The sequence below is a fragment of the Antarctobacter jejuensis genome, assembly GCF_052266595.1.
Taxonomy (GTDB): domain Bacteria; phylum Pseudomonadota; class Alphaproteobacteria; order Rhodobacterales; family Rhodobacteraceae; genus Antarctobacter; species Antarctobacter jejuensis.
On the sequence record NZ_JBQQXJ010000003.1, the window covers coordinates 266,591 to 291,893 of the forward strand.

The window sequence follows — 25,303 nt, forward strand, 5'->3', positions numbered from 1 at the left end:
TGGATCGGGGCGGTGGTCAAAGCGCATAGCGCAGGACCATGCCGTCATAGGCGGGGGTGATGTGGTCTGCGGTTTCGGCCTCGACCTGGGCATAGTCCAGATCGATGTGCATGTTGGTCAGCACGGCGCGGCGCGGTTTGGCGCGGTCGATCCATTCCAGCGCAAGGTCAAGATGCGCGTGGGTCGGGTGCGGTGTGCGGCGCAGCGCGTCGAGGATCCAGCAGTCGAGGTCCTGCAGATGCGCCCATGCGGCGTCCGGGATCGTGGCCACGTCCGGCAGGTAGGCCAGATCGCCGATGCGAAAGCCAAGCGCCTCGATGCTGCCGTGGTCGACCTCGAACGGGGTGAGGGTGATCTTGCCGCCCGCGCCGTCGATGCTGAAGGGACCCTTGATGGTGTGCAGGTTCAGGATCGGCGGATAGGGAGAGCCTTCGGGCTGCACAAAGGCGTAGGCAAAGCGCGACAGGAGGTCGGACTGGGTGTCGCCGTCAGCCCAGACGTTCAGCCGCTCACGCGTGTTGAAGACGATCTGGCGCAGGTCGTCCAGCCCGTGGGTATGGTCGGCATGGGCATGGGTCCAGACCACAGCGTCCAGCCGCCCGATACCCGCATCCAGAAGCTGCGCGCGCATGTCGGGCGTGGTGTCGATCAGGACCGTGGTTGTGCCGTGTTTCGTCTCACGCTCGACCAGCAGGGAGCAGCGGCGGCGGGTGTTCTTGGGGTTCGTGGGGTCGCAGTCGCCCCAGTTGTTGCCAAGGCGCGGGACGCCGCCGGACGATCCGCAACCAAGGATGGTAAAGCGCAGCTCGCCGTTCATGCACGCGCCTCTTGTTGCGTGGCAGGGGCCCATGCGGCGGCCTTGGCAAAGAGGCGGTCGAAATTCGCCTCTGTCGCGGCGGCGAAGTCCTCATAGGCGAGGCCAAAGACCTCGGCCCCCTTGCGGGCGGTATGGGCCACGTAGGCGGGCTCATTGCGTTTGCCGCGATAGGGCGGCGGGGCGAGGTAGGGGCTGTCGGTTTCCACGAGGATGCGGTCCAGCGGGGCGGCGGCAAAGATGTCGCGCAGTTCCTGCGATTTCGGGAAGGCGGCGATGCCGGACATGGACAGGTAGAACCCGAGGTCCAGCGCGGCGCGGGCCAGTTCGGCGGTGGAGGAAAAGCAGTGCATGACACAGCTGTAGGGCTGCGCCTTGTAGCCTTCGGTCAGGATGCGGGCCATGTCGTCATCTGCGTCGCGGGCGTGGATGATCAGCGGCAGGCCGGTTTCCTGCGCCGCCTCGATATGGATGCGCAGGCTTTGCTTCTGAACCTCGGCGCTGTCGGCGGTATAGTGATAGTCCAGCCCGGTTTCGCCGATGCCCACGAATTTCGGATGCTTGGAAAGCATCACCAGTTCATCGACCGAGGTCAGCGGCTCTTCGGCGGCGGACATGGGATGGGTGCCCGCGGCGTAGAAGACGGGGGCATGCGCCTCTGCGATGGCGCGGACCTGCGGTTCATTGCGAAGGCGGGTGCAGATGGTGACCATGCGATGCACCCCGGCCTCCAGCGCGCGGGTAACGACCTCTGGGCGCTCGGTTTCGAAGTCGGGGAAATCGAGGTGGCAATGGCTGTCGGTGATGGCGGGCACGGGCATAATGGCTCCTTGGTTGGCCTTGGTATCTAGGATGGGGCCGGGAGGGTCAAGGCGGGCACAGGGGCCGAAATGTCAGGGCGGAAAAGGACGTGTCCACGCGTGGCGCCCAGGTTGACGCAACGACATCAAGGGCTTCCAGAGGCGAATTTACGTTTTGTCAGGATTTGGCCGATCCGGGCGGGGCCGGGAGCCGGTTGAAAATCCGGCTGCCGTTCAGCGCGTGGCAAGGTCCGCCGGGCGGGCGGTTGGGCGGATGGCAAAGGGGCCGGGGCGAAAGCCCGCGGGCCGCCCGTTGGGCCGGGGCGAGATTTCCGGGGCCTGCGCGGTGGGCGGGCCGATGCCGTCGAGCGGATCGGGCTGAAGAGCCTCCAAGACCTCGGCCAGTGCGGCGGGATCGACCGGGTCGGGCGCGGTTGTGCCGTCGGCTGTCGGGGCAGGCTGTGGCTCCGGGTCTGGCTGCGGGTCAGGCTGTGGCTCCGGCTCTGGTTCTGGCTGCGGCTCTGGCGCGGGCTGTGGATCGGGGGCCGGGGTGGGGTCCGGCTGTGCGGCTGGTTGCGGCTCTGGTTCCGGCTTTGGTTCCGGGGTCGGCGCAGGCTGCGGGATCGGCGGGGCCGGATCGGGCTGCGGTGCGGGTGCCGAAGGCGCGGCAAGTGGCGCAGGCAGTGGCGCGGGCGCGGGGCTGGCCGGGACCGGATCAACCTGCGCCAGCAGGTCCGGCGCGGAGCCTGTTTGGGGCGCAGGCGCAATCGGCGCAGGGGCGGAACTGTCAATCGGCTTTGGCGGGCGGGGCGGCGGCGCGGCCGGGCGCGGGTCGACGTTGGGCAGGGGCTCTGCGGCCAGCGCGGCAAAGCGCGGCGCGGGCTGACGCGGAGCGTCGGGGGCGACGGTCAGTGCGGCGGGCGCAAAGGCGGGCGCGGCGGTTGGCCCGGTCGGCGCGGGCAGGGCGGCGATCTGCGGCGCCTCCACCGTGGGGCGCTGTCGCGGCGTGGCGTCCGGCGCGGGCGGCGCGACGGGGGCTGTGGGCGTGGCGGGCGCGCGCGGAATGGGCGTGCGCACGGGCGTCAGCGCCTCTGCCTGTGGCGGGAGCGGCGCGGAATCGGCGCGCGGCGCGGTCGAGGCCTCTGGCATGGCGGTTTCCGGCGGGCTGTCCCAAGCGGTGACCAAGGCGGCCAGATCGGCAGAGACCGGGGCCAGCGAGAGGCCGGGGCCGGAGGTATCGCCCCCCGGCAGGGAGATGAACAGCAACAGGCCCGCATGCGCGGCGACCGCAAGGGTCAGGCAGGCGATGATGTCAAAGGCGCGCACTCTCATTTTGCGGCTCCGGCCATGACCACATCGACCCGCGCACCCCCGGCAAGCGCAAGGGCGTTCAGGGCGCGGGCAAGGTGCTGCGCCTCTGTCCCGCCTTCGGCCTGCAGCCGCACGGGACCGGCGGCGATGGCGGCGCTGATCGCCTCTGGCCCGGTCAGGGCGCCAAAGGTCAGCGTGCCGGAGCGGGCAAGGATCAACACGCGCGGCGGTGTTTGCGGCGCGTCCCCGGTGGCAAGCGCGCGGGTCGTCCCCGCAGCGGGATCGGAAAAATGCGCAGCCAGCATGAAGAACATCAGCATCAGAAAGACGACGTTGATCATGGGCACGATGGGTTCGGCCCGGGGTTTCAGCGGACCGGGCCAGAAACGTGTGGGTTTGCGCATGCGGACAGGCCCCATGGGATCACTCCACCACGGCCAGCCGCGTCAGTCCAGCCTCCTTGAGACCGGCCATCACGGCAACCATGCGGTCGATGTCCGTGCCGAGGGCGGGGCGCAGCAGGATCAGGTCGCTGTCCGATTGCATCAGGGGGGCGAGGGCCGCTGGCAGGTCGGCGACGGGCTGGCCGTTCAGGCGAAAGGCATCGGGCAGCACGGTCACAAGGCGCGGCGGGCCGGAATAGGGCGTTTGTCCGCCGGGCGCGGCCAGCAGCAGGGAAATGCCCTCACCGCCGCCAAAACGCGCCACCAGCATGAAGAAGACCAGCAACAGAAAGACCACGTCGATCATCGGCGTCAGGCTGGGCCGTCTGCGGCGCGGAGAGACGGGCAGGTTCAGCATCTACTCGGCCTCGGCCTCTGCTTCCTCTGTATAGGCCCAGGGGGTGGTGAAGACACGGGTGACCAGATCCTCCAGATCGAGGGCCAGCTGATCGGCGATGCCGTCGAAGAAGGCCAGCGCGACGCTGGCGGGGATGGCGACGGCCATGCCGGCGGCGGTGGTCAGCAGCGCCTCCCAGATGCCGCCTGCAAGGCTGGCCGGGTCGGCCTGCTGGCCGCTGTCCTGCAGCGCCTGAAAGGCGTCGATCATGCCCAACACGGTGCCCAGCAGGCCCAGCAGCGGCGCGATGGTCACGATGAGATCCAGCAGGCGCAGGCCGATGCGCGTCTCGTTCAGGACCATGCGGGCCTGACGGGCAGATTCCTCGCGCGCGTCATCCTCGGGGATCGACAGGCGCGCCTGCATGGCCGCCTGCACCACGCGGCAGCGCGGGGAGGGATCGAAGGAGATATGCGAGAGCGCCAGCGTGGTCTGCCCCTGTCCCCAGAACCGCAGGGCGGTTTCGGCATTGGCGCGTTTCCAGGTGCTGAGGCGCAGGAGTTGCAGCAGCTTCCACAGGATCAGCGTCAGGGTAAAGATCGACAGCCCGAAGATGGCCCAGAGCGCCGGGCCGCCGCGGTCGAGGAACTCAGGAATGGTGCTCAGCATGGGTGTGCCTTCGGATTGGGCCGGTCGGGGCCTTGGGATGTGATGGCATGAATTCCCACGTTTTGCACCCGTGACGGGCCGGGCGGGCGAGGCTTTGCCGGTTCCGTGTGGGATTTTATGGGACGGAGTATGGGACTGGATGGGCCGAGATGGCGAATCCCTGCCGAATCCCGGGTCATTTGCCGAATCCAGCGTGATTCGTGGGGTGGATTCGGGTTAGATCAGGTCTGTCAGCGCCGGTATCGTGGGGAGGGCAGGCGGTTCGCGGGGTTTTTCTGGGATTGGATGGGAAGTTTTTTGCCCCAATGCTCCCGTCTATATCTTGTGTGCTGCTTTGCATAGTTCCGCTAGGTTTGCGCGCGTTTTAATCTTTGAGGGTGATTTTGCCTTATTTTTCTGGGTCTGGCCACACCAAGAAGTGGCGAATTCCCGCAAAAAACAGTTGATCCCCATGTAATCCCATGGCATCCCTATGTCACACGATGAGAACGGACACGGGGCACCAAGACCCCACACACCGAACTCATAAAAACAATAAGAGCAGGTTTCATACAGGCGTCCGCTCTCATCGTGAAAACAAGGATCCGGCGCGCGGGCGAGCAGACATCCCCCCAGGTGGCGCGCGCAGTCGGAGACACCCGCTCAGCGGGTCAGGCGGCGGGTTGATCAATGGCAGCTGATCAACCCGCCGTATTTCGTTTCAAACCGGGGGAATGAGGGGCCGTGGGCAGTGAGCCGCAGGCTGAGGTTCAGAGGTGAACATCGACTGAAGGTCGATAGCAAGGGGCGGATGTCTATTCCCGCCTCGTTTCGCCGTGTCCTCGAAGCTGGTGACCCCGACTGGAACCCCGAGTCCAAGGAAAACGCCAATCCCTTCCTCGTGATGGTGTCCGGCAATCCCAAGCTGGACCATCTGGAAGTCTATACCGTCGAAGAGATCGAGCGCATCGAAGCGCGGATCGAAAAGCTGAAGGCGGGACCCGAAAAAGCCTATCTGACCAAGGTCTACTCGGCCGGCGCGACCTATGCCGCCGTCGATGACACCGGGCGCATCGTGCTGCCCGCGCGGTTCCGTGAGCGGTTTGCCATCGGAACCGAGGCCTGGGCCGTGGCCAGCCTGAACAAGTTCCAGATCTGGAGCGCGGACCGCTACGTGCCGACCGACGCCATCGAAGAAGTGGATCTGCCGGTCGACCTGCCGGACGACCCGATGGAACTGCTGGACTCCCTGGAGGATCTTTAAGTGGCTGGGCCGGCGGCGGACCCCGGCGGCGCGCCTCATGTCCCGGTGCTGCTGCGTCCCTTGCTGGAGCTGGTGGCGCCGGTTGAAGGCGTCTGGATCGATGGCACGCTGGGCGCGGGCGGCTACACGCGCGGGTTGCTGGAGGCGGGCGCCGATCGGGTGATCGGGATCGACCGTGATCCGCTGGCGCATGAGATGGCGCGGGAGTGGGGCGCAGAATACGGCGACCGGCTGGCCCTGTGGCAGTGCAATTTCGCACAGATGGATGAGGCGGCAGAGGCCGTGGACGGCGTGGTGCTGGACCTTGGCGTGTCGTCGATGCAGCTGGACCGGGCCGAGCGCGGCTTTTCCTTCATGAAGGACGGGCCGCTGGACATGCGGATGGGGCAGGCGGGGCCGTCGGCGGCGGATCTGGTGAATTCGGTCGATGAGGCCGAACTGGCCAATATCCTGTATATATACGGTGAAGAGCGGCAATCGCGCCGGATCGCGCGCGCCATCGTGCAGGACCGTCCCTTTGACCGCACCCTGCCACTGGCCGAGTTGATCGAGCGGGCGATCGGGCGCACCAAGCCGGGGCAGGCCCATGCGGCCACCCGCAGCTTTCAGGCGCTGCGGATTGCGGTGAACGGCGAATACGACGCGCTGTGGCAGGGGCTGATGGCCGCCGAGCGGGTGCTCAAACCCGGCGGGCGGCTGGCGGTCGTGACCTTCCATTCGGTCGAAGACCGCATGGTGAAACGCTTTTTCCAGTTGCATGGCGACAAGAAGACCCACGTCAACCGCTATGCCACCGACGCCGTCGAGGCGACGGAACCCTTTGAGGTGCTGACGCGCAAGGCCGTTGGTCCGGACGCCGAAGAGCTGAAGGTCAACCCCCGGTCGCGTTCGGCCAAGCTGCGCGTCGGGCGCCGGACGGATGTGCCCGCGCGGCCCGTCGAGGCGGCGGAGCTGTCAATGCCGCAGATGGCGGCGAAATCCACCAAGACCACAAGGAAACGTTGAGATGCGCAGCCTGTTGTTCCTGCTCTCGGCCCTCGCGGTCATCGGGTCCGGCTACTGGGCCTATCACGAAAACTATCGCACGCAGGCGGAACTGGACAACGTGGACGACCTGCGGCGCGAAATCGGCGCGGCGCGCGAACGCCTTGCCATCCTGCGTGCCGAATGGGCCTATCTGAACCGCCCTGACCGCCTGCAGGACCTGACGGTGCTGAATTTCGGCCGTCTGGGCCTGTTGCCGCTGCGCCCGGACCAGTTCGCCGGTATCGATCAGATCGCCTATCCGCAGCCTGAGGTCTACGACCTGACACAGCCGATCGACGTCACCTCCTACGGAGCGACGAACCCATGACACGCATTCCCCTGCGCCCGCTGGCACGCATCCTGGAGGCCCGCCAGAACGGCGAGAACCCCGACAACATCGAACGTGAAAACCTGCGCCTGCGGCACGAGGACATGCGCGACCGCCTGCGCCTGCGCGCCGAGGGCCGTCTGCTGGTGCTGGCGGTGATGTTCGTCTGCGCCTATGGGCTGATCGGGGCCAAGATGGGGATGCTGTCGGCCTCTGAGCCGGAAGAACCGCGCGGCCATGCGACCGGCGCCTCAATCATCTCGACCCGTGCCGATATCATCGACCGGCAGGGGCGGGTGCTGGCCACCAACATGTCGACCCACAGCCTGTATGCGCATCCGCACCAGATGGTTGATCCGGTCGGGGCGGCCAAGGCGCTGGCCAAGATCTTTCCCGAGATGGAAGTGGAGAAACTGGTCAAGCGGTTCACCGACCCCAAGCGCAAGTTCATCTGGGTGAAGCAGAAACTCAGCCCGGAACAGATGCAGGCGGTGCATGACATCGGTGAGCCGGGCCTGTTGTTCGGTCCGCGCGAAATGCGGCTTTATCCCAACGGTGCGCTGGCGGCGCATGTGCTGGGCGGCGCACGCTTTGGCAAGCAGGGCGTCGCATCGGCCGAGGTGGTCGGCACCGCGGGCATCGAGAAGTATTTCGATACCGAATTGCAGGATCCGGCCCGCCAGGGCGCGCCGCTGCAACTGTCCATCGACCTGTCCATTCAGGCCGCGACCGAAGAAGTGCTGGACGCGGGCATGAAGCTCTTGAACGCCAAAGGCGCGGCCAGCGTGCTGATGGATGTCTATACCGGCGAGGTGATCGCCGTTGCCTCGCTGCCGGATTTCGACCCGAACGACCGTCCGCGCCCCCCGACCGAAGGCAACCCCAGCGACAGCCCGTTGTTCAACCGGGCGGTGCAGGGGGTCTATGAGCTTGGCTCGACCTTCAAGATCCTGACCGCCGCGCAGGCGATCCAGCTGGGTCTGGTGAACAAGGACACGATGATCGACACCGCGCCCCCGTTCAAGGTGGGCGGCCACAAGATCGGCGAGTTCAACAACAAGAATTACGGCACGCTGTCGGTCGAGGATGTGATCGTGCGCAGCTCCAACCGGGGCACCGGAAAGCTGGCGCTGATGATCGGGCGCGAGCGGCAGCAGAGCTTTCTGAAGAACCTTGGCATGTTCGATGCGCCGACGCTGGAGATTGTCGAGGCGAAGGGGGGCAAGCCGCTGATCCCCGCGCGCTGGACCGATCTGTCTGCGGTGACGATTTCCTATGGTCACGGGATTTCGGTGACGCCGGTACATCTGGCTGCGGCCTATGCGATGCTGGGCAATGGCGGGCATGTTGTGGAACCGACCCTGTTGAAACGGGACAAGCCGCTGTTGGGTGACAAGCTGGTGCGCGACAACGTGGCGGCGGTATCGCGCGACATGCTGCGCAAGGTGGTGAACGATCCCAAGGGCACCGCCAGCTTTGCCGAGGTGGCGGGCTATCACGTGGGCGGCAAGACCGGCACGGCAGACAAACCCAAGGAACGCGGGGGCGGTTATTACGACGACAAGGTGATCGCCACCTTCGCCGCGCTGTTCCCGGCCCATGACCCGCAATACGTGCTGATCGTGACGCTGGACGAGCCGGTGGAAACCTCCGGCAAGAAGCCGCGCAGGACCGCCGGTTGGACCGCCGTTCCGGTGGCCGCCCAGATGATCGAACGGATTGCGCCGCTTCTGGGCTTGCGTCCCTCCTACGATCAGAGGCATTTGAAGACGTCGACGACCGCCTCCGACTGAGGCGTGTGAGGTATGTGACCGGATCGCTGGGGGGCGACACACTATGGCTGCGGAGCGCAAGATCATCAGCAAGAGCCTGTCGGAACTGGGCCTGAGGGCGCGGGGCGGCCGCGAGGCGACCGTGACCGGGCTGGCCGTGGACAGCCGCGAGGTAAAGGACGGCTTCCTCTTTGCCGCGCTGCCGGGTACCCGCGTGCATGGCGGTGAGTTCATCCAGTATGCGCTGCGGATGGGGGCCGGGGCCGTGCTGACCGATGCGGTGGGCGCCAAGATCGCCGAAGATGAACTGGCCGGGTCTGACGCCGCGCTGATCATTGCCGAAGATCCGCGTCAGGCGCTGGCCTATACCGCCGCGCTGTGGTTCGGCGGGCAGCCCGATACGGTGGTTGCGGTCACCGGCACCAATGGCAAGACATCGGTGGCGACCTTTACCCGGCAGATCTGGCAGGAGCTGGGCCTGCGGGCGATCAACCTTGGCACCACCGGCGTCGAGGGCGACTGGCAGGCGCCGCTGCAGCACACCACGCCGGAGCCGATCACCCTGCACCGGATGCTGTCGGGCGCGGCGCAGGCCGGGGTGACCCATGCCGCGATGGAGGCATCGTCCCACGGATTGGCACAGCGTCGGCTGGACGGTGTGACGCTGGCAGCGGCTGGCTTTACCAACTTCACGCAGGATCACCTAGATTACCACGAAAGCTTTGACGAGTATTTCGCCGCCAAGGCGGGGCTTTTCGCGCGGGTGCTGCCAGAGGATGGCGTGGCCGTGATCAACATCGACGATCCGCGCGGCGTGGACATGCTGGCCATTGCGCGGGCGCGAGGGCAGGAAGTGATGACCGTGGGCCGCGAAGCGGCGGACCTGTGCCTTGAGGCGCAGCGCTTTGACGCCACGGGTCAGGAAATCCGGCTGAGTTTCGAAGGGCTTGTGCGGCAGGAACGGTTGCCGCTGATCGGTGGATTCCAGGCCGAGAACATCCTTGTGGCCGCCGGGCTGGTGATTGCCTGTGGCGGCGATCCGGAGGATGTGTTCGACGTGCTGCCCCTGCTGGGCACGGTGCGTGGGCGGATGCAGCTGGCCGCGAAACGCGACAACGGTGCGGCGGTCTTTGTCGATTACGCCCATACGCCGGATGCCGTCGCAACCGCCTGTCAGGCGCTGCGTCCGCATGTGATGGGCCGCCTGATCGCCATTGTCGGCGCGGGCGGCGACCGGGACAAGGGCAAGCGCCCGCTGATGGGCATGGCGGCGGCGGAACATGCGGACAGCGTGATCGTCACCGACGACAACCCGCGGACCGAAGACCCGGCCACGATCCGTCGCGCGGTCATTAACGGCGCCCCCGAGGCGCTGGAAGTAGCGGACCGCGCCGAGGCGATCCTGCGCGGTGTCGACGGGCTGGGGCCGGGCGATGCGCTGCTGATCTGCGGCAAGGGCCATGAGACCGGGCAGATCGTCGGCGACACGGTCTATCCCTTCGACGATGTGGAACAGGCCAGTGTGGCGGTGGCGGCGCTGGACGGGAAGGGCCTATGAGCGACCCTCTCTGGACCTCTGCCGAGGCGGTTGCCGCCACCGGCGGCACGACACCCTGTGACTGGCAGGCCAACGGCGTCTCCATCGACACGCGCACCCTTGAACCCGGCGACCTGTTCGTGGCGCTGAAGGCGGCGCGCGATGGCCATGACTTTGTGCAGCAGGCGCTGGACAAGGGCGCGGCGGCAGCACTTGTGTCGCATGTGCCCGAGGGGGTGGACCCCTCCGCGCCGCTCTTGCTGGTCGAGGACGTGCAGGCCGGGCTTGAAGCACTGGGAGAGGCGGCGCGCAGGCGCACGCGGGCCAAGGTGGTTGCCGTGACCGGATCGGTCGGCAAGACCTCGACCAAGGAGATGCTGCGCACGGTTCTGGCGGGGCAGGGCAGCGTTCATGCCGCCGAAAAGAGCTATAACAACCACTGGGGTGTGCCGCTGACGCTGGCCCGGATGCCGCGCGACGTGGATTTCGCGGTGATCGAGATCGGCATGAACCACCCCGGGGAAATCGCGCCCCTGGCCCGCATGACGCGGCCCGACGTGGCGATGGTGACAACCGTGGCGCCCGCGCATCTTGCGGCCTTTGAAAACCTCGAAGGCATCGCGCATGAGAAGGCATCCATCTTTGACGGGCTGGCGGCCTATGGCACCGCCGTTTTCAATGGTGACCTGCCGGTCAGCCATATCCTGCGCGACAAAGCGCAGGAGGGGCGGCGCTGGGCCGTGGGCTTTGGCGAGAAGGCCTGTAACCAGTACCGGCTGGTGATCGCCACGATCCGCGACGACTGTACCGTGGCGCGGGGCCGTGCCGGAGTTGAATCGCGCCTGTTCAAGGTGATGGCGCCGGGCCGGCACTTTGCCGTCAACGCCATGGGCGTGCTGGCGGTGGCGGATGCGCTGGGGCTGGACCCGGCGCTGACGGTGATCGGGCTGGGCCAGTGGCACGCGGGCGCGGGCCGGGGCCAGAGAGAGCAGATCGTGCTTGATCCGGTGGACGCACGCAAAAGCGTCGAACTGATCGACGATGCCTACAATGCCAATCCCGCCTCACTGGCCGCCTCTTTGGAGGTGCTGGCCGCAGCAGAGCCGCGCAACGGTGTCGGCCGGGTCGAACGGGGCCGCCGCATCGCCTACCTTGGCGATATGAAAGAGCTGGGGTCTCAGGAGGTTGCACTGCACCGTGCCGTGGCGCAGGTGCCCGCGATCGAACACATCGACATCGTGCATTGCATCGGCCCGCTGATGCGGCACCTCTGGCAGGATCTGCCGACCGAGAAACGCGGTCACTGGACCGAAACAGCGGACAAGATGGCCCAGCGTGTGGCGCGGGATCTGGACGCGGGTGACGTGGTGTTAGCCAAGGGATCGTTGTCGATGGGCGTGGGGCGCGTGGTTGACGCGATCCGGAAATTGCGCCAAGCGACACCGGACCTTGAGGGGTAGAGAGGGTAAAACATGCTTTTCTGGCTGACAGAGCTCAGCGACGGCGGCGACGTCTTCAACCTCTTTCGCTATATCACCTTCCGTGCCGGTGGGGCCTTTCTGACCGCGCTGGTCTTTGGGTTCCTCTTTGGCCGTCCGCTGATCAACGTGCTGCGCAAGCGGCAGGGCAAGGGCCAGCCGATCCGTGACGACGGCCCCGAGGGGCATTTCGTCAAGGCGGGAACGCCGACGATGGGCGGCCTGCTGATCATCGGCGCGCTTGTGACCTCGACCCTGCTGTGGGCGCGGTTGGACAATCCCTTTGTCTGGATCGTGCTGTTCGTGACCATCGCCTATGCGGCCATCGGTTTTGCCGACGATTACGCCAAGGTGAGCAAGCAGAACACCGCAGGTGTGTCGGGTAAGGTGCGGCTTTTGCTGGGCTTCATCATCGCGGGGATCGCGGGCTACTGGTCCTCGCTCTATCACCCCGATGAGCTGTCGTACTCGCTGGCCTTCCCGATCTTCAAGGATGCGCTGCTGTACCTTGGGTTCTTCTTCATCCCCTTTGCGATGATCGTGATCGTGGGCGCGGCCAATGCGGTGAACCTGACCGACGGGCTGGACGGGCTGGCCATCATGCCGGTGATGATCGCCACCTCGACGCTGGGCGTGATCGCCTATGCGGTGGGCCGGGTCGATTTTTCGGAATATCTGGACGTGCATTATGTGCCCGGCACCGGCGAAATCCTGATCTTTGCGGCCGGTGTTGCGGGCGGCGGTCTGGGCTTTTTGTGGTACAACGCGCCCCCCGCGGCGGTGTTCATGGGCGATACCGGGTCGCTGGCCCTTGGCGGTGCCCTTGGCGCGATTGCGGTGGCGACCAAGCACGAGATCGTGCTGGCCATCGTCGGCGGGCTGTTCGTGGTCGAGGCGCTGTCAGTCATCATCCAGGTGCTGTATTTCAAGCGGACGGGGAAACGCGTGTTCCTGATGGCGCCGATCCACCACCACTATGAGAAAAAGGGCTGGGCCGAGCCGACCATCGTGATCCGCTTCTGGATCATCTCGCTGATCCTTGCGATCATCGGTCTGGCGACGCTGAAAGTCCGGTAAATCAGCGGCTTGTGCCGCCATTCTGAAGTGACGGGAGAGGGGCCATGATCCCTGTGCGCGGGTTTGACGGTGCGGTTGTGGCGGTTCTTGGGCTGGGCCGGTCCGGCCTGTCGGCGGCGCGGGCGCTGCGTGAGGGCGGCGCGCAGGTCGTGGTCTGGGACGACACGCCCTCTGCGCGGGACCGGGCCGAGGCTGAGGGGTTCGAGGCGCGGCGGCTGGACCGGCCAGAGGCCTTTGACGATGTCGCCTGCCTTGTGACCTCTCCCGGTATCCCGCATCTCTATCCGCAGCCCAATGCCGTGATCGCGGCAGCGCTGCGGGCGGGCGTGCCGGTAGACAATGACATCGGGCTGTTTTTCAAGAGTTTGGGGGAGGGCTGGGACGCCTATGACGTGCCGCCAAAGGTGATTGCGGTCACCGGGTCGAACGGCAAATCCACGACCTCTGCCCTGATCCATCATATGCTGACCGCCGCCGGTCGGTCCAGCCAGTTGGCGGGCAACATCGGGCGCGGCGTGCTGGACATTGACCCGCCCGAGGATGGCGGGGTGGTGGTGCTGGAACTGTCCAGCTACCAGACCGAACTTGCCCGCAGCCTGACCCCGGACGTGGCTGTTTTCACGAATTTTTCCGCCGATCATCTGGACCGGCACGCGGGGCTGGGCGGCTATTTTGCGGCCAAGCGTCGGCTGTTCGCCGAGGGCGGGCCGGACCGGGCCGTGATCGGGGTGGATGAGGTCGAGGGGCAGTTCCTGGCCGGGCAACTGTCCGAAGGGCGGGCGGATGACCGGGTGATCCGGGTTTCCAGCGGTTCGAAGCTGGCGGGTCCGGGATGGTATGTCTTTGCCCGCAAGGGGTTTCTGGCGGAATGGCGCAAGGGGCGGCAGATGGGCGCCATCGACCTGCGTGAGATCGGGGGCCTGCCGGGGGCGCACAACCATCAGAACGCCTGCGCCGCCTATGCCGCCTGCCGGAGCCTTGGCCTTGGCCCGCGCGAGATCGAGGCCGGGATGCGCAGCTTTGCCGGTCTGCCGCATCGCAGCCAGCGCGTGGCAGAGATGAAGGGCGTCACCTATGTCAATGATTCAAAGGCGACAAACGTTGATTCCGCCCTGAAGGCACTGCAAGCCTTTGCCAAGATCCGCTGGGTCTGCGGCGGGTTGATGAAAGAGGGCGGGCTGGAGGCCTTGGAGCCGGGTCTGTCCCATGTGGTGCGGGCTTATGTGATCGGACGTGAGGCCGAAAGCTTTGCCCTGCAACTGCCCGGTATCGAGGCGGAAATCTGCACCGACATGGCCACGGCCGTGGCGCGGGCCAGTGCTGACGCGGAGTCCGGTGACGTGGTCCTGCTGGCCCCGGCGGCGGCCAGTTTCGATCAGTATGACAATTTCGAGAAACGCGGGGAGGATTTCATCGCCTGCGTCAGATCAGAGATCGGCGCGGAATAATCCCGCGCGTTTAGGTGCTTGCGATGTGGCGTCCGGCGGCCACGGCGGACGACCAAGCCCATTGAAAATTGTAGCCGCCCAGCCAGCCGGTGACATCGACGGCCTCGCCGATCACGTAGAGGCCCGGAAGATGCTTTGACATCATGGTTTTGGAATCCAAGCCGTCCGTGCTGACCCCGCCCAGCGTGACCTCTGCCGTGCGATAGCCCTCGGATCCGGTCGGTTTCAGGTGCCAATGGGTGAGTTGCTCTGTCAGGGCATCTATCCGCGCGTCCGACAGATCCGCGACATTCCCTTTGAGATCAAAGTCCTGCGCGAGGAAGGTGACAAGGCGGGAGGGCAGGTGCTGGGCAAGGGCTGTGGTCAGCGCCTGACGGCCCTCGGTCTGCCGCATCTGCCTGAGGCTGCCTGGAAAATCCGTCTGCGGCAGCAGGTTGACGGTGATCTCCTCACCCTCGCGCCAATAGCTGGAGATCTGCAGGATCGCCGGGCCGGACAGGCCGCGATGGGTGAACAGCAGCGCCTCGGGAAAGCTGGCCTTGTCGTTCGAAATCAGGGTGTCGGTCGAGACCCCCGCTAGCGGTGCAAAGCGGTCGCCAAAGGTCAGCGGCACGAGGGCGGGGCGGGTATCGGTGATCTGGTGGCCGAACTGTCGGGCGATGTCATAGGCAAGGCCGGTGGCGCCCATCTTGGGGATGGATTTGCCGCCGGTGGCGAGGATCAGGTTTTTGGATGTGATCTCAACCGGCTCGCCATTGCGTTCAACGCGGGTGCGGAACAACCCATCGGCATGGCGGACGGAGTTGAACGTGGTTTGCAGCCAGAGCTGCGCGCCGGATTTCTCCATCTCCTTCAGGAGCATATCGACGATCTGCGTGGATTTCCCGTCACAGAACAGTTGGCCAAGCGTCTTTTCATGCCAGGCAATGCCGTATCGCCCGACAAGATCGAGGAAATCCCACTGCGTGTAACGCGCCAGCGCGGATTTCATGAAATGCGGGTTCTGCGACAGGAAGGCATTGGGATCGCAATGCATATTCGTGAAGTTGCAGCGCCCGCCGCCGGAGATGCGGATCTTTTCGCCGGGCTTTTTCGCGTGGTCGATAACAAGGGTATCCGGCCCCGCGTGGGCGGCGGCCATCATGCCGGCGGCACCGGCGCCAAGGATCAGGGTTGAGACGTGCATGGGCCGCGCAATAGGGCCAATCCGGGGATTTGACCAGCGGTTTGGCGGCAGGTTGCGGATCGGCCAGCGCCTGAAAACGCCGTGAAAAGCAATCCTGCCTGTTCCCGCCGTCGCGGGGCGTTGCGCGGGAAACACAACGGCCATCAGGGACGGCGAATTCTTTGGCGCAGCAGACAAATTCGCGGTAGACTGATCAACAGACCCGGAAAACGGGCGGTTCGAGGCAGTAGAGCGGTGTTTAGATGACAGAGATGGTGTATGGCACGGTGCCCGTTGCGGGCGGCGAGCCTGTCCTGCCCAAGTGGTGGCGGACGGTGGACAAGTGGACCTTGTCCTGCATTCTCATGCTTTTCAGTATTGGTTTGCTGCTGGGGCTGGCGGCCTCGCCGCCGCTGGCGGAGCGGATCGGATTGCCACCGTTCTACTATGTGCAGCGGCAGGCGTTTTTCGGCGGGCTGGCGATGGTGGCGATGATCCTCACCTCGATGATGACGCCGGTCATGGTGCGCCGCGCGGCGGTGCTGGGCTTTGTGGTGGCGTTTGTCGCGCTGGCGCTGTTGCCGGTGCTGGGCACCGACTTCGGCAAGGGGGCGGTGCGCTGGTACAGCCTTGGGTTCGCCAGCGTGCAGCCGTCGGAATTCCTGAAACCAGTCTTCGTGATCGTCGCGGCCTGGCTGATGGCGGCAGGGCAGGAACTGGCCGGGCCTCCGGGGCGGCTCTATTCCTTTGTGCTGATGATCTCGATCGTGCTGATGCTGGCCTTTCAACCAGACTTTGGTCAGGCGGCGCTGGTGCTGTTTGGCTGGGGTGTCATGTGGTTCGTCGGCGGCGCGCCGATGCTGTTGCTGGTTGGGCTGGCGGGGCTGGTCGTGTTGGGCGGGATGTTCGCCTACAACAACTCAGAACACTTTCAGCGCCGGTTCGACGGCTTTCTGAACCCCGAAGTCGATCCGACCTCGCAACTGGGTTATGCGGAAAACGCGATCCGCGAAGGCGGGTTTCTGGGGGTCGGCGTGGGTGAAGGCACGGTGAAATGGAGCCTGCCGGACGCACATACGGATTTCATCATCGCGGTGGCGGCCGAGGAATACGGGCTGATCATGGTGATGGCGGTTCTGGCGCTTTACGCGACCATCGTCATGCGCTGTTTCATGCGGCTGATGCGGGAACGTGATCCGTTCATCCGTCTGGCGGGCACCGGGCTTGCGGCGATGTTCGGCGTGCAGGCGATGATCAACATGGGCGTCGCGGTGCGGTTGCTGCCGGCCAAGGGCATGACGCTGCCGTTTGTCAGCTATGGTGGATCATCCCTGATCGCGGGCGGGATCGCCGTGGGGATGTTGCTGGCCTTTACACGTGTCCGGCCGCAGGGAGACATTCGTGACATCCTGCGCGGCCGTGGCCGTTGAGCCATGATCCGTGCGCGATAACCTGCCGGCTTTCCCCTAGTGATGGACGGTTGCGCGGGGATGGTATATCGGCGCGTGGATCTGTGACGGAGTGGGTAAATGGGCGAGCGCAAGCCTTTGCTGGTGATGGCGGCGGGTGGCACCGGGGGACATATGTTCCCCGCGCAGGCGCTTGCCGAAATCATGCTGGCGCGCGGCTGGCGGGTGAAGCTGTCGACCGATGCGCGCGGCGCACGGTACACCGGTGCCTTTCCCGAAGGGGTCGAGATCGAAACGGTCGCTTCGGCCACCTTTGACCGGGGAGGAGTGCTGGCCAAGGCGGCGGTGCCGTTCCGGCTGACCTCGGGGGTGATGTCCGCGATCTTTGGCATGCGGCGCGACAAGCCGGATGTGGTGGTGGGCTTTGGCGGCTATCCCAGCGTTCCGGCCCTGACCGCGGCCTGGTTGCTGAAACTTCCGCGGATGATCCATGAACAGAACGGCGTCTTGGGCCGGGTGAACACATGGTTCGCGCCCAAGGTCGATGTGATGGCCTGCGGCACATGGCCGACCGAATTGCCCGAAGGGGTCGAGGGCGTGCATACCGGCAACCCGGTGCGTCAGGCGGTCTGGGACCGGGCGGGCGCGGGGTATATCGCGCCGGGGCCCTATCCGATGTCGATCCTCGTGATTGGTGGGTCGCAGGGCGCGCGCGCCTTGTCGGACGTGGTGCCGCCTGCGATTGCCGCCTTGCCGCTGGACATGGTCGGCAACCTGCGGGTCAGCCATCAGGCCCGCGAAGAAGACGTGGAGCGGGTGGCCACCTATTACGCCGAACATGGGCTGGACGCGGATGTGCAGCCGTTTTTCCACGATGTGCCCGCGCGGATGAGCGAGGCACAGCTGGTGATTTCGCGCGCGGGCGCCTCCTCGGTCGCGGATATCGCGGTGATCGGGCGGCCCAGCATCCTGATCCCCTATCCCCATGCCACGGGCGACCACCAGACGGTGAATGCTCAGGCGCTGGTGGATGCGGGCGCGGCGATCCGGATGCCGGAAAGCAGGCTGACAATCGAAGAGCTGACTGCGGCAATCCATGCCGTGTTGTCGAACGAAACGGGTGGGATCCGCATGGCGCAGGCGGCGCTGCGGGTCGGCAAGCCGGAAGCGGCCCAGCATCTGGCGGCGCTGGTCGAAGAACTGGCGGGACGAACAACAAAACAAGAAGAGGGACTGGCGGATGAAGGACCTGGCGATTGAGCGGAGCGCCTGCATGACCGGAGCGACGAAACTGCCCGGCGACGTGGGCGCGATCCATTTTGTGGGCATTGGCGGTATCGGCATGTCGGGCATCGCCGAGGTGCTGCTGAACCACGGCTACAAGGTGCAGGGATCTGACCTGAAGGCCTCGAAGATTACCCAGCGGCTGACGGATCTGGGCGCGCTTGTCCACGAGGGCCAGCGGGCCGAGAACCTCGAAGGCGCCGACGTGGTGGTGATTTCCTCCGCGATCAAACCGGGCAACCCGGAACTGGACGAAGCGCGTCGGCGCGGTCTGCCGGTGGTGCGCCGGGCCGAGATGCTGGCCGAGCTGATGCGGCTGAAATCCAACGTGGCGGTGGCAGGCACCCATGGCAAGACGACCACCACCACGATGGTCGCCACGCTGCTGGACGCCGGTGAGTTCGACCCGACCGTGGTGAACGGCGGCATCATCCATGCCTATGGCTCCAACGCGCGGATGGGGCAGGGTGAATGGATGGTGGTGGAGGCCGACGAAAGTGACGGCACCTTCAACCGGCTGCCCGCAACCGTGGCCATCGTGACCAACATCGACCCCGAGCACATGGAACATTGGGGCTCGATCGAGAACCTGCGCAAGGGGTTCTATGATTTCGTGTCGAACATCCCCTTTTACGGGCTGGCGGTCTGCTGCACCGACCACCCTGAGGTGCAGGCGCTGGTCGGTCGGGTGACCGACCGCCGCGTGGTGACCTACGGGTTCAACGCGCAGGCGGACGTGCGGGCCGTGGGGCTGACCTACAAGGCGGGCGTGGCGCATTTCGACGTGGTGTTCCAGCAGACCGGCGAGGTGATCGAGGGCATGACCCTGCCGATGCCGGGTGATCACAACGTGTCCAACGCCCTGTCGGCCATCGCCGTGGCGCGCCACCTTGGCATGGCGGGGGATGAGATCCGCGAGGCGCTGGCCAAGTTCGGCGGCGTGAACCGGCGCTTTACCAAGGTGGGTGAGGTGAACGGCGTCACCATCATCGACGATTACGGCCACCACCCGGTGGAGATCGCCGCCGTGCTCAAGGCCGCGCGGCAGGCCAGCGAGGGGCGGGTGATCGCGGTGCATCAGCCGCACAGGTATTCGCGCTTGTCGCATCACTTCGAGGAATTCTGCTCGTGCTTCAACGAGGCGGATGTTGTGGCGATTGCCGAGGTCTTTGCCGCCGGTGAAGAGCCCATTCCGGGCGCGTCGCGGGATGACCTGGTGGCGGGGCTGGTGCGGCATGGCCACCGTCATGCGCGGGCGATCCGCGACGAGGACGATCTGGAGCGGCTGGTCCGCGAGCAGGCGCAGCCGGGCGATATGGTGGTCTGCCTTGGGGCGGGGACGATTTCGACCTGGGCCAACGGGCTGCCGGCGCGGCTGGAAAAGGCGGCGGGGTGAACCCCGCCCTACGGGCTGTCCACGCGTGGACAGCTTAGGGGGAATGCCAGATCAATGGGTTACAAGGACGGTTTTACTGTCTGTTAACGGTCGGCCCCCTTTGGGGCCGGCTTTTTTGTTGGGGGATGGGGGACGTTATGCCAGAGGCATGCTTTCAGCATGACCCCCATCGCGCGAGGCGCGATACCCCCGAGGTATTTGGAAAACCAAAGAACCCCTGGGCAAGCGTTTGCCTTCTTCGGGCTTCCAAATACCCTCGGGGGAGTCGACCGCACGCGCGGCGGGGGCAGCGCCCCCTTTTCCCTGTGATCAGCATGCCCCATCCACGGGCTTGGAATGGGCCGTCCTCCCCGCTTTTCTGCAATTGCATTCATTGAGGGCTTGTCTGAAAAGGCTTTTGGGCGCAGGATATTGCCACCTCTGGGGGGCACGGAGGGCGAAACGATGACGATATCCCTGATACTGGCCTGTGCCTGGGCGGTTCTTGCGAACCTTTTGGCCATGCTTCCCTCCCGCGACAATCACTGGACGCGCGCCTATGTGCTGATCGCATTGGGCATCCCGCTTGTGGGCTATGTGACCTATGAAAACGGCCCCTGGGTCGGGCTGTTCGTGCTGTTCGCGGGGATGAGCGTGTTGCGCTGGCCGCTGCGCTACCTGTTGCGCTGGCTGCGCCATTCGGTGACGCGGGCCTGAGCGCGCCGCGCGGGGCTTTTCCAGAATTAGCGGGTCCGGGATTCCGGACTGTGACGCCTGCCGCCAATGCCGCAGAATTTCCCTATACCCAAAGGGGAAATGTCATGCTGCTTGCCATTCCGTTTTCGAGCTTTCTGATCGGCCTGATCCTGGGCCATGCCACCATGCGCCGCGCCGGTCCCGAGGCCGCGCTGAGCCTGATGCTGCTTTTGAGCGGCGGCGCGCTTTACCTGCTGTGGCGCGAGAGTTTTACCGTGGGCCTCGATGTCTTTGTCTATACGCTGGCCTTTTGGGGCGCGGCCCTGCCTGCGGTGATCGCCAGCGGGATGGGCGCGCTGCTGGGCTGGGCCGAAGGGGACCGCGTGCCCCTGCGGGCCGAGGCCTGAACCGTGGTTTTCCTGATCCCCGTCGTAGCCCTGTCGATCGGTCTGGGTGCCGGATGGATCGCCCTGCGGATGGGCCGGGGGATCGTGGCGGCGTTGCTGGCGCTGATGCTGGTCGCGGGTATCCTGTGGATGGTCATCGAACAAGAGGCCGCGACCGGGCTGGATGGGCTGACCTATGCGCTGATCTGGTTCCTGATGCTGATGCCCGCGCTGTTGGGCTTGGGCGTCGGATCGGGCATCGGACATTGGCGGCGGATCCGGCGGAGGACAGCAGAGGCGGCATGAACCCCCTTGCAGGAAACGCGCCGGGGCCCTAGCAACCGGCGCATGACAGATTTGCCCACTCCACGCGGACGGCTGACCCCGGACCGCCCCCTGAATGACCTGACATGGCTGCGCGTTGGCGGACCGGCGGACTGGCTGTTCCAGCCGGCGGATCGGGACGATCTGTGCGCCTTTCTGGCGGAGTTGCCGGGCGATGTGCCGGTCTTCCCCATGGGCGTCGGATCGAACCTGATCGTGCGCGATGGCGGGATCCGCGCGCTGGTGATCCGTTTGGGGCGCGGGTTCAACGGGATCACGGTCGAAGGCACGCGGGTGCGGGCCGGGGCGGCGGCGCTGGACGCGCATGTGGCCAAGCGCGCGGCGGAGGGCGGGGTGGACCTGACCTTTTTGCGCACCATCCCCGGCAGCATTGGCGGCGCGGTGCGGATGAACGCGGGCTGCTATGGGTCATATGTGGCCGATCACCTAATCGAGGTGACGGCGGTGACCCGCGCGGGCGAGGTGGTCACGCTGCCCGCGGCGGAATTGAACCTGCGCTATCGGCAAAGCGATCTGCCCGACGGATGGGTTCTGGTGGAGGCGCTGTTCGAGGGCGCAGCGGGCGATCCCGAGGAACTGGCCGCGCGGATGGAGGCGCAGCTGAAGAAGCGCGACGAGACGCAGCCGACCAAGGACCGCACCGCGGGCAGCACCTTTCGCAATCCGGCGGGGTTTTCCTCGACCGGGAAGGCGGATGATACCCATGAGCTGAAAGCGTGGAAGGTGATCGACGACGCCGGGATGCGCGGGGCCGTGCAGGGCGGTGCGCAGATGTCGCCCAAACATTCCAACTTTCTGGTCAATACGGGCGGCGCCACGGCGGCCGATCTGGAAGGTCTGGGCGAAGAGGTGAGAAAAAGGGTTTTCCAAGAGTCTGGAATAGAGTTACACTGGGAAATCATGCGGGTCGGTGAACCGACGCGCGACTAAGGCCCCGTATCAAGATACAAAACAGAGCAGGGGCCCCGCGACCACAGGCAGGTTGCATCACGATCAAGGCGGGCAAAACCGCCGTATAAAGGGCAAGCGTGGGGCGCATTGGCATTCCCACGGGAACGAGGGGGTAAACCCCTCTGGACAGTTGAGGCGATTTGGGAATGTCGAGCAGGACACTCCCGAAAGTGGTGGTGTTGAAAGGCGGACCCTCGGCAGAGCGCGAGGTGTCGCTTGTCTCCGGACGCGAATGCGCCGCCGCTTTGAGGGGCGAAGGTTACAAGGTTACAGAACTGGACGCTGGCGCGGACCTGGCCGAACGGCTGGGGGAGACCGCGCCTGATGTCGTGTTCAACGCGCTGCACGGGCGGTGGGGCGAGGATGGCTGTGTGCAGGGGATGCTGGAATGGCTGCGCATTCCCTATACGCATTCCGGGGTTCTGGCCTCTGCCCTTGCCATGGACAAGGAAAAGACCAAGGAAGTTTACCGCGCCGCCGGGCTGCCGGTGGCGGAGAGCCGTCTTGCCTCCAAGGCCGAGGTCATGGGCGGCCATGTCCTGGCGCCGCCCTACGTGGTGAAGCCCTATAACGAGGGCTCTTCGGTGGGGGTCTACCTTGTGCCCGAAGAGGCCAATGGCCCGCCGGTGCTGGACAAAAGCATGCCCGAGGTCGTCATGGTCGAGGCCTTTGTGCCGGGGCGTGAGCTGACCGCGACGGTCATGGGCGACCGGGCGCTGGGTGTGACCGATATCGTGACGGACGGCTGGTACGACTACGACGCCAAGTACAAGGCGGGCGGGTCGCGGCATGTCTGCCCGGCGGAAGTGCCAACCGAGATCTATCAGGCTTGTCTGGACTATGCCCTGCGCGCGCATCAGGCGCTGGGGTGCCGGGGTGTGACCCGGACCGATTTTCGCTGGGACGAGGCGAAGGGGCTGAACGGGCTGATCCTGCTGGAGACGAACACCCAGCCGGGCATGACGCCGACTTCGCTGTCGCCGGAACATGCGGGGCTGGCAGAGATGAGCTTTGGCCAGTTCTGTGCCTGGATGGTGGAGGATGCCTCATGCGACCGCTAGACGCCTACGACGGGGATGATCCGCAGATGGCGCGGCTGGACCCGCGCGCATCCAAGCTGAAATACCGGATCGAGCGGCTGATGCTGACGCCGCTCTTTCGCTTTACCCTGCGGGTGCTCTTGCCGGTTGGCCTGTGTTTCGGCGCGGGTCTGGCGTGGTTTGCGGTGGATGAAAACCGCACCGCCTTTAACCTGATGCTGAGCGACGTGAGGGCAGCGGTGGAAAACCGGCCCGAATTCCAGGTCAAGGTGATGGCGATCGACGGGGCAGGGCCGGAGGTGGCCGAGGCGATCCGGCGCGAGTTGCCGATCGATTTCCCGGTCTCCTCCTTCGATCTGGATCTGGAAGAGATGCAACAGAAGGTGGCGGCGCTGGACGCGGTCAAATCCTCGGACCTGCGGGTGCGGCAGGGCGGCGTGTTGCAGGTGGACGTGGTGCAGCGGCAGCCGGTGGTGCTGTGGCGGCATTCCGAAGGCCTGCACCTTTTGGACGAAGAGGGCATTTTCGTGGGCCCGGCGAGGGCGCGGTCCGAGTTTTCCGATTTGCCGGTGATTGCCGGAGAAGAGGCGGAACTGGCCGTGGAAGAGGCGCTGCGGCTTTATGCGCTGACCGGGCCGATCCGGGCGCGGCTGCGCGGGTTCGAACGCATGGGCGCGCGGCGCTGGGACGTGGTTCTGGACCGGGATCAGCGCATCATGCTGCCCGAACGCGGCGCGGAACAGGCGCTGCAGCAGGCGATTGCCATGGCGCTTGCGCCGACGGTGGACCTGTTGTCACGCGACCTGGTGGCGGTGGATTTGCGGCTGCCCCGGCGGCCGACGATACGAATGACGGATGAGGCCACACAACAGATGTGGCGGATCAAGGCGATTGAGGCGGGTAAGGACGTTACACAATGATCGAGCTATATGAAACCCAGCGAGCAATGCGGAACATGCGCCGCGCGGCCATGCAGCGCGGGGTGGTGGCGATCCTTGACGTTGGATCGTCCAAGATCGCCTGCCTTGTCCTGCGCTTTGATGGGTCTGACCCATCGGACGAAGGGATCGGATCGCTGGCCGGGCAGTCCGGGTTCCGGGTGATCGGCGCGGCAACCACGCGGTCCCGCGGTGTCCGCTTTGGCGAGATCCACGCCATGGGAGAAACCGAGCGCGCCATCCGCACCGCCGTTCAGGCGGCGCAGAAGATGGCCGGTATCCGGGTCGACCACGTGATCGCGGCCTTTTCTGGCGCGGAGCCGCGCTCTTACGGGCTGGCCGGGACCGCTGATGTGCTGGGCACGACAGTGGATGAGCAGGACGTGGCGCGGGTGCTGTCGGCCTGCGACGTGCCGGATTTCGGCCACGGGCGCGAGGTGCTGCACGCCCAGCCGGTGAACTTTGTGCTGGATCACCGCTCTGGCCTGATCGATCCGCGCGGGCAGATCGGCAACGAACTGTCCTGCGACATGCATATGCTGACGGTCGAGTCCCAGGCGATCCAGAACCTGGCCCATTGCGTCAAGCGCTGTGATCTGGAACTGGCCGGTCTGGCCTCTTCGGCCTATGTCAGCGGCGTTGCGGCGCTGGTCGAGGATGAACAGGAATTGGGCGCGGCCTGCATTGATATGGGCGGCGGCGCGACGGGCCTGTCGATCTTCATCAAGAAGCACATGATCTATGCCGACAGCGTGCGGATGGGCGGGGATCACGTGACCTCTGACATCTCGATGGGGCTGCAGGTGCCGATGGCGACCGCCGAGCGGATCAAGACATTCTATGGCGGGGTCGTGGCCACCGGCATGGACGACCGCGAAATGATCGAGATCGGCGGCGACACCGGCGATTGGGAACATGACCGTCGCACCGTCAGCCGCGCCGAACTGATCGGCATCATGCGGCCGCGGGTCGAGGAAATTCTTGAAGAGGCGCGGGTGCGGCTGGATGCGGCGGGGTTCGATCACCTGCCGTCGCAGCAGATCGTGCTGACGGGCGCGGCCAGCCAGATCCCCGGACTGGACGGGCTGGCGTCCAAGATCCTTGGCCAGCAGGTGCGTCTGGGCCGCCCCTTGCGCGTGCATGGTCTGCCGCAGGCGGCGACGGGGCCGGGGTTTGCCACCGCAGTCGGTCTGTGCCTGTTCGCGGCGCATCCGCAGGACGAATGGTGGGATTTCGAGATCCCGGTGGACCGCTATCCGGCCCGGTCGTTCAAGCGCGCCGTGCAATGGTTCCGCGACAACTGGTGACGACACCGGGTGTCGGGGGCCAGATGGGTCGAGCTGAAATCGGGCGCCAACTGGCGCCCTTTTTTGCCGCTTTGGGGCTGGAAAATGAACGGGCAAAAGAACGGGCAAAAAAATCTGCGCCCAA

At 65.7% G+C, this 25,303-nt stretch carries 25 protein-coding genes; 18 read left to right on the forward strand and 7 right to left on the reverse strand.

Annotation, left to right across the window (positions count from 1 at the left end):
• Positions 1–16: 16 nt before the first annotated feature.
• The 6 genes from ACTXGA_RS06345 to ACTXGA_RS06370 form a co-directional block, all read right to left on the reverse strand.
• Complete coding sequence (locus ACTXGA_RS06345; protein ID WP_443392292.1) at positions 17–817, reverse strand: MBL fold metallo-hydrolase; 801 nt, start codon at positions 815–817, stop codon at positions 17–19.
• Positions 814–1,635 carry a TatD family hydrolase gene (locus ACTXGA_RS06350; RefSeq protein WP_443392293.1) on the reverse strand — a complete coding sequence of 274 codons (822 nt, stop codon included), beginning with the start codon at positions 1,633–1,635 and terminating at the stop codon, positions 814–816. The genes ACTXGA_RS06345 and ACTXGA_RS06350 overlap by 4 nt, the downstream gene beginning before the upstream one ends.
• Positions 1,636–1,848: 213 nt before the next feature.
• A complete protein-coding gene (locus ACTXGA_RS06355; RefSeq protein ID WP_443392294.1) occupies positions 1,849–2,946 on the reverse strand; it encodes a hypothetical protein in 1,098 nt (365 codons plus the stop codon).
• The gene (locus ACTXGA_RS06360) at positions 2,943–3,329 is read right to left on the reverse strand and encodes an ExbD/TolR family protein (RefSeq protein WP_443392295.1); all 387 of its coding nucleotides are present in this window, start codon (positions 3,327–3,329) and stop codon (positions 2,943–2,945) included. Before ACTXGA_RS06360 ends, ACTXGA_RS06355 begins: the two co-directional genes overlap by 4 nt.
• A gap of 19 nt (positions 3,330–3,348) precedes the next feature.
• Positions 3,349–3,726 carry an ExbD/TolR family protein gene (locus tag ACTXGA_RS06365; protein ID WP_443392296.1) on the reverse strand — a complete coding sequence of 126 codons (378 nt, stop codon included), beginning with the start codon at positions 3,724–3,726 and terminating at the stop codon, positions 3,349–3,351.
• Positions 3,727–4,374: a MotA/TolQ/ExbB proton channel family protein gene (locus ACTXGA_RS06370; protein ID WP_443392297.1), complete on the reverse strand. Its 648-nt coding sequence runs from the start codon at positions 4,372–4,374 to the stop codon at positions 3,727–3,729.
• A 730-nt stretch (positions 4,375–5,104) separates the two neighbouring features.
• Here ACTXGA_RS06370 and ACTXGA_RS06375 point away from each other — a divergent pair.
• From ACTXGA_RS06375 to murD, 8 genes are read left to right on the forward strand one after another with little or no spacing between them, the layout of a single operon-like run.
• Complete coding sequence (locus tag ACTXGA_RS06375) at positions 5,105–5,617, forward strand: division/cell wall cluster transcriptional repressor MraZ (protein ID WP_443392298.1); 513 nt, start codon at positions 5,105–5,107, stop codon at positions 5,615–5,617.
• The gene (gene rsmH, locus ACTXGA_RS06380) at positions 5,618–6,622 is read left to right on the forward strand and encodes a 16S rRNA (cytosine(1402)-N(4))-methyltransferase RsmH (RefSeq protein WP_443392299.1); all 1,005 of its coding nucleotides are present in this window, start codon (positions 5,618–5,620) and stop codon (positions 6,620–6,622) included. It abuts the gene before it with no gap.
• Position 6,623: 1 nt separating this feature from the next.
• A complete protein-coding gene (gene ftsL, locus ACTXGA_RS06385) occupies positions 6,624–6,971 on the forward strand; it encodes a cell division protein FtsL (protein WP_443392300.1) in 348 nt (115 codons plus the stop codon).
• Positions 6,968–8,764 carry a peptidoglycan D,D-transpeptidase FtsI family protein gene (locus ACTXGA_RS06390; protein ID WP_443392301.1) on the forward strand — a complete coding sequence of 599 codons (1,797 nt, stop codon included), beginning with the start codon at positions 6,968–6,970 and terminating at the stop codon, positions 8,762–8,764. The genes ftsL and ACTXGA_RS06390 overlap by 4 nt, the downstream gene beginning before the upstream one ends.
• Positions 8,765–8,807: 43 nt before the next feature.
• Complete coding sequence (locus ACTXGA_RS06395) at positions 8,808–10,301, forward strand: UDP-N-acetylmuramoyl-L-alanyl-D-glutamate--2,6-diaminopimelate ligase (protein WP_443392302.1); 1,494 nt, start codon at positions 8,808–8,810, stop codon at positions 10,299–10,301.
• Positions 10,298–11,740 (forward strand): UDP-N-acetylmuramoyl-tripeptide--D-alanyl-D-alanine ligase, encoded by a 1,443-nt coding sequence (locus ACTXGA_RS06400; RefSeq protein WP_443392303.1) that lies wholly within the window; start codon positions 10,298–10,300, stop codon positions 11,738–11,740. The genes ACTXGA_RS06395 and ACTXGA_RS06400 overlap by 4 nt, the downstream gene beginning before the upstream one ends.
• Positions 11,741–11,752: 12 nt before the next feature.
• On the forward strand, positions 11,753–12,835 hold the full coding sequence (gene mraY, locus ACTXGA_RS06405) for a phospho-N-acetylmuramoyl-pentapeptide-transferase (RefSeq protein ID WP_443392304.1): 1,083 nt from the start codon (positions 11,753–11,755) through the stop codon (positions 12,833–12,835).
• 44 nt (positions 12,836–12,879) lie between these two features.
• Complete coding sequence (murD, locus tag ACTXGA_RS06410; protein WP_443392305.1) at positions 12,880–14,283, forward strand: UDP-N-acetylmuramoyl-L-alanine--D-glutamate ligase; 1,404 nt, start codon at positions 12,880–12,882, stop codon at positions 14,281–14,283.
• 10 nt (positions 14,284–14,293) lie between these two features.
• Here the strand turns inward: murD and ACTXGA_RS06415 are convergent, their stop codons facing one another.
• The gene (locus ACTXGA_RS06415; protein WP_443392306.1) at positions 14,294–15,469 is read right to left on the reverse strand and encodes a BaiN/RdsA family NAD(P)/FAD-dependent oxidoreductase; all 1,176 of its coding nucleotides are present in this window, start codon (positions 15,467–15,469) and stop codon (positions 14,294–14,296) included.
• 242 nt (positions 15,470–15,711) lie between these two features.
• On the opposite strand from ACTXGA_RS06415, the gene ACTXGA_RS06420 reads away from it, so the two are divergent.
• From ACTXGA_RS06420 to ftsA, 10 genes are all read left to right on the forward strand, one after another.
• Positions 15,712–16,878, forward strand: a complete 1,167-nt coding sequence (locus ACTXGA_RS06420; protein WP_443392307.1) for a peptidoglycan glycosyltransferase FtsW — start codon at positions 15,712–15,714, stop codon at positions 16,876–16,878.
• A gap of 99 nt (positions 16,879–16,977) precedes the next feature.
• Positions 16,978–18,117, forward strand: a complete 1,140-nt coding sequence (gene murG / locus ACTXGA_RS06425; protein WP_443392308.1) for an undecaprenyldiphospho-muramoylpentapeptide beta-N-acetylglucosaminyltransferase — start codon at positions 16,978–16,980, stop codon at positions 18,115–18,117.
• A 13-nt stretch (positions 18,118–18,130) separates the two neighbouring features.
• Positions 18,131–19,537: a UDP-N-acetylmuramate--L-alanine ligase gene (gene murC / locus ACTXGA_RS06430; RefSeq protein ID WP_443392309.1), complete on the forward strand. Its 1,407-nt coding sequence runs from the start codon at positions 18,131–18,133 to the stop codon at positions 19,535–19,537.
• A gap of 444 nt (positions 19,538–19,981) precedes the next feature.
• Complete coding sequence (locus ACTXGA_RS06435) at positions 19,982–20,233, forward strand: DUF2484 family protein (RefSeq protein ID WP_443392310.1); 252 nt, start codon at positions 19,982–19,984, stop codon at positions 20,231–20,233.
• Positions 20,234–20,337: 104 nt separating this feature from the next.
• Positions 20,338–20,619, forward strand: coding sequence for a hypothetical protein (locus ACTXGA_RS06440; protein ID WP_443392311.1), 282 nt, complete (start codon positions 20,338–20,340; stop codon positions 20,617–20,619).
• 3 nt (positions 20,620–20,622) lie between these two features.
• Positions 20,623–20,904 (forward strand): hypothetical protein, encoded by a 282-nt coding sequence (locus ACTXGA_RS06445; RefSeq protein ID WP_443392312.1) that lies wholly within the window; start codon positions 20,623–20,625, stop codon positions 20,902–20,904.
• A gap of 42 nt (positions 20,905–20,946) precedes the next feature.
• Complete coding sequence (gene murB / locus ACTXGA_RS06450; protein WP_443392313.1) at positions 20,947–21,873, forward strand: UDP-N-acetylmuramate dehydrogenase; 927 nt, start codon at positions 20,947–20,949, stop codon at positions 21,871–21,873.
• Between the two features lie 167 nt (positions 21,874–22,040).
• Complete coding sequence (locus ACTXGA_RS06455; protein ID WP_443392314.1) at positions 22,041–22,955, forward strand: D-alanine--D-alanine ligase; 915 nt, start codon at positions 22,041–22,043, stop codon at positions 22,953–22,955.
• Positions 22,943–23,854 carry a cell division protein FtsQ/DivIB gene (locus tag ACTXGA_RS06460; RefSeq protein WP_443392315.1) on the forward strand — a complete coding sequence of 304 codons (912 nt, stop codon included), beginning with the start codon at positions 22,943–22,945 and terminating at the stop codon, positions 23,852–23,854. The genes ACTXGA_RS06455 and ACTXGA_RS06460 overlap by 13 nt, the downstream gene beginning before the upstream one ends.
• Positions 23,851–25,179 carry a cell division protein FtsA gene (gene ftsA / locus ACTXGA_RS06465; protein WP_443392316.1) on the forward strand — a complete coding sequence of 443 codons (1,329 nt, stop codon included), beginning with the start codon at positions 23,851–23,853 and terminating at the stop codon, positions 25,177–25,179. The genes ACTXGA_RS06460 and ftsA overlap by 4 nt, the downstream gene beginning before the upstream one ends.
• Positions 25,180–25,303: the final 124 nt, after the last annotated feature.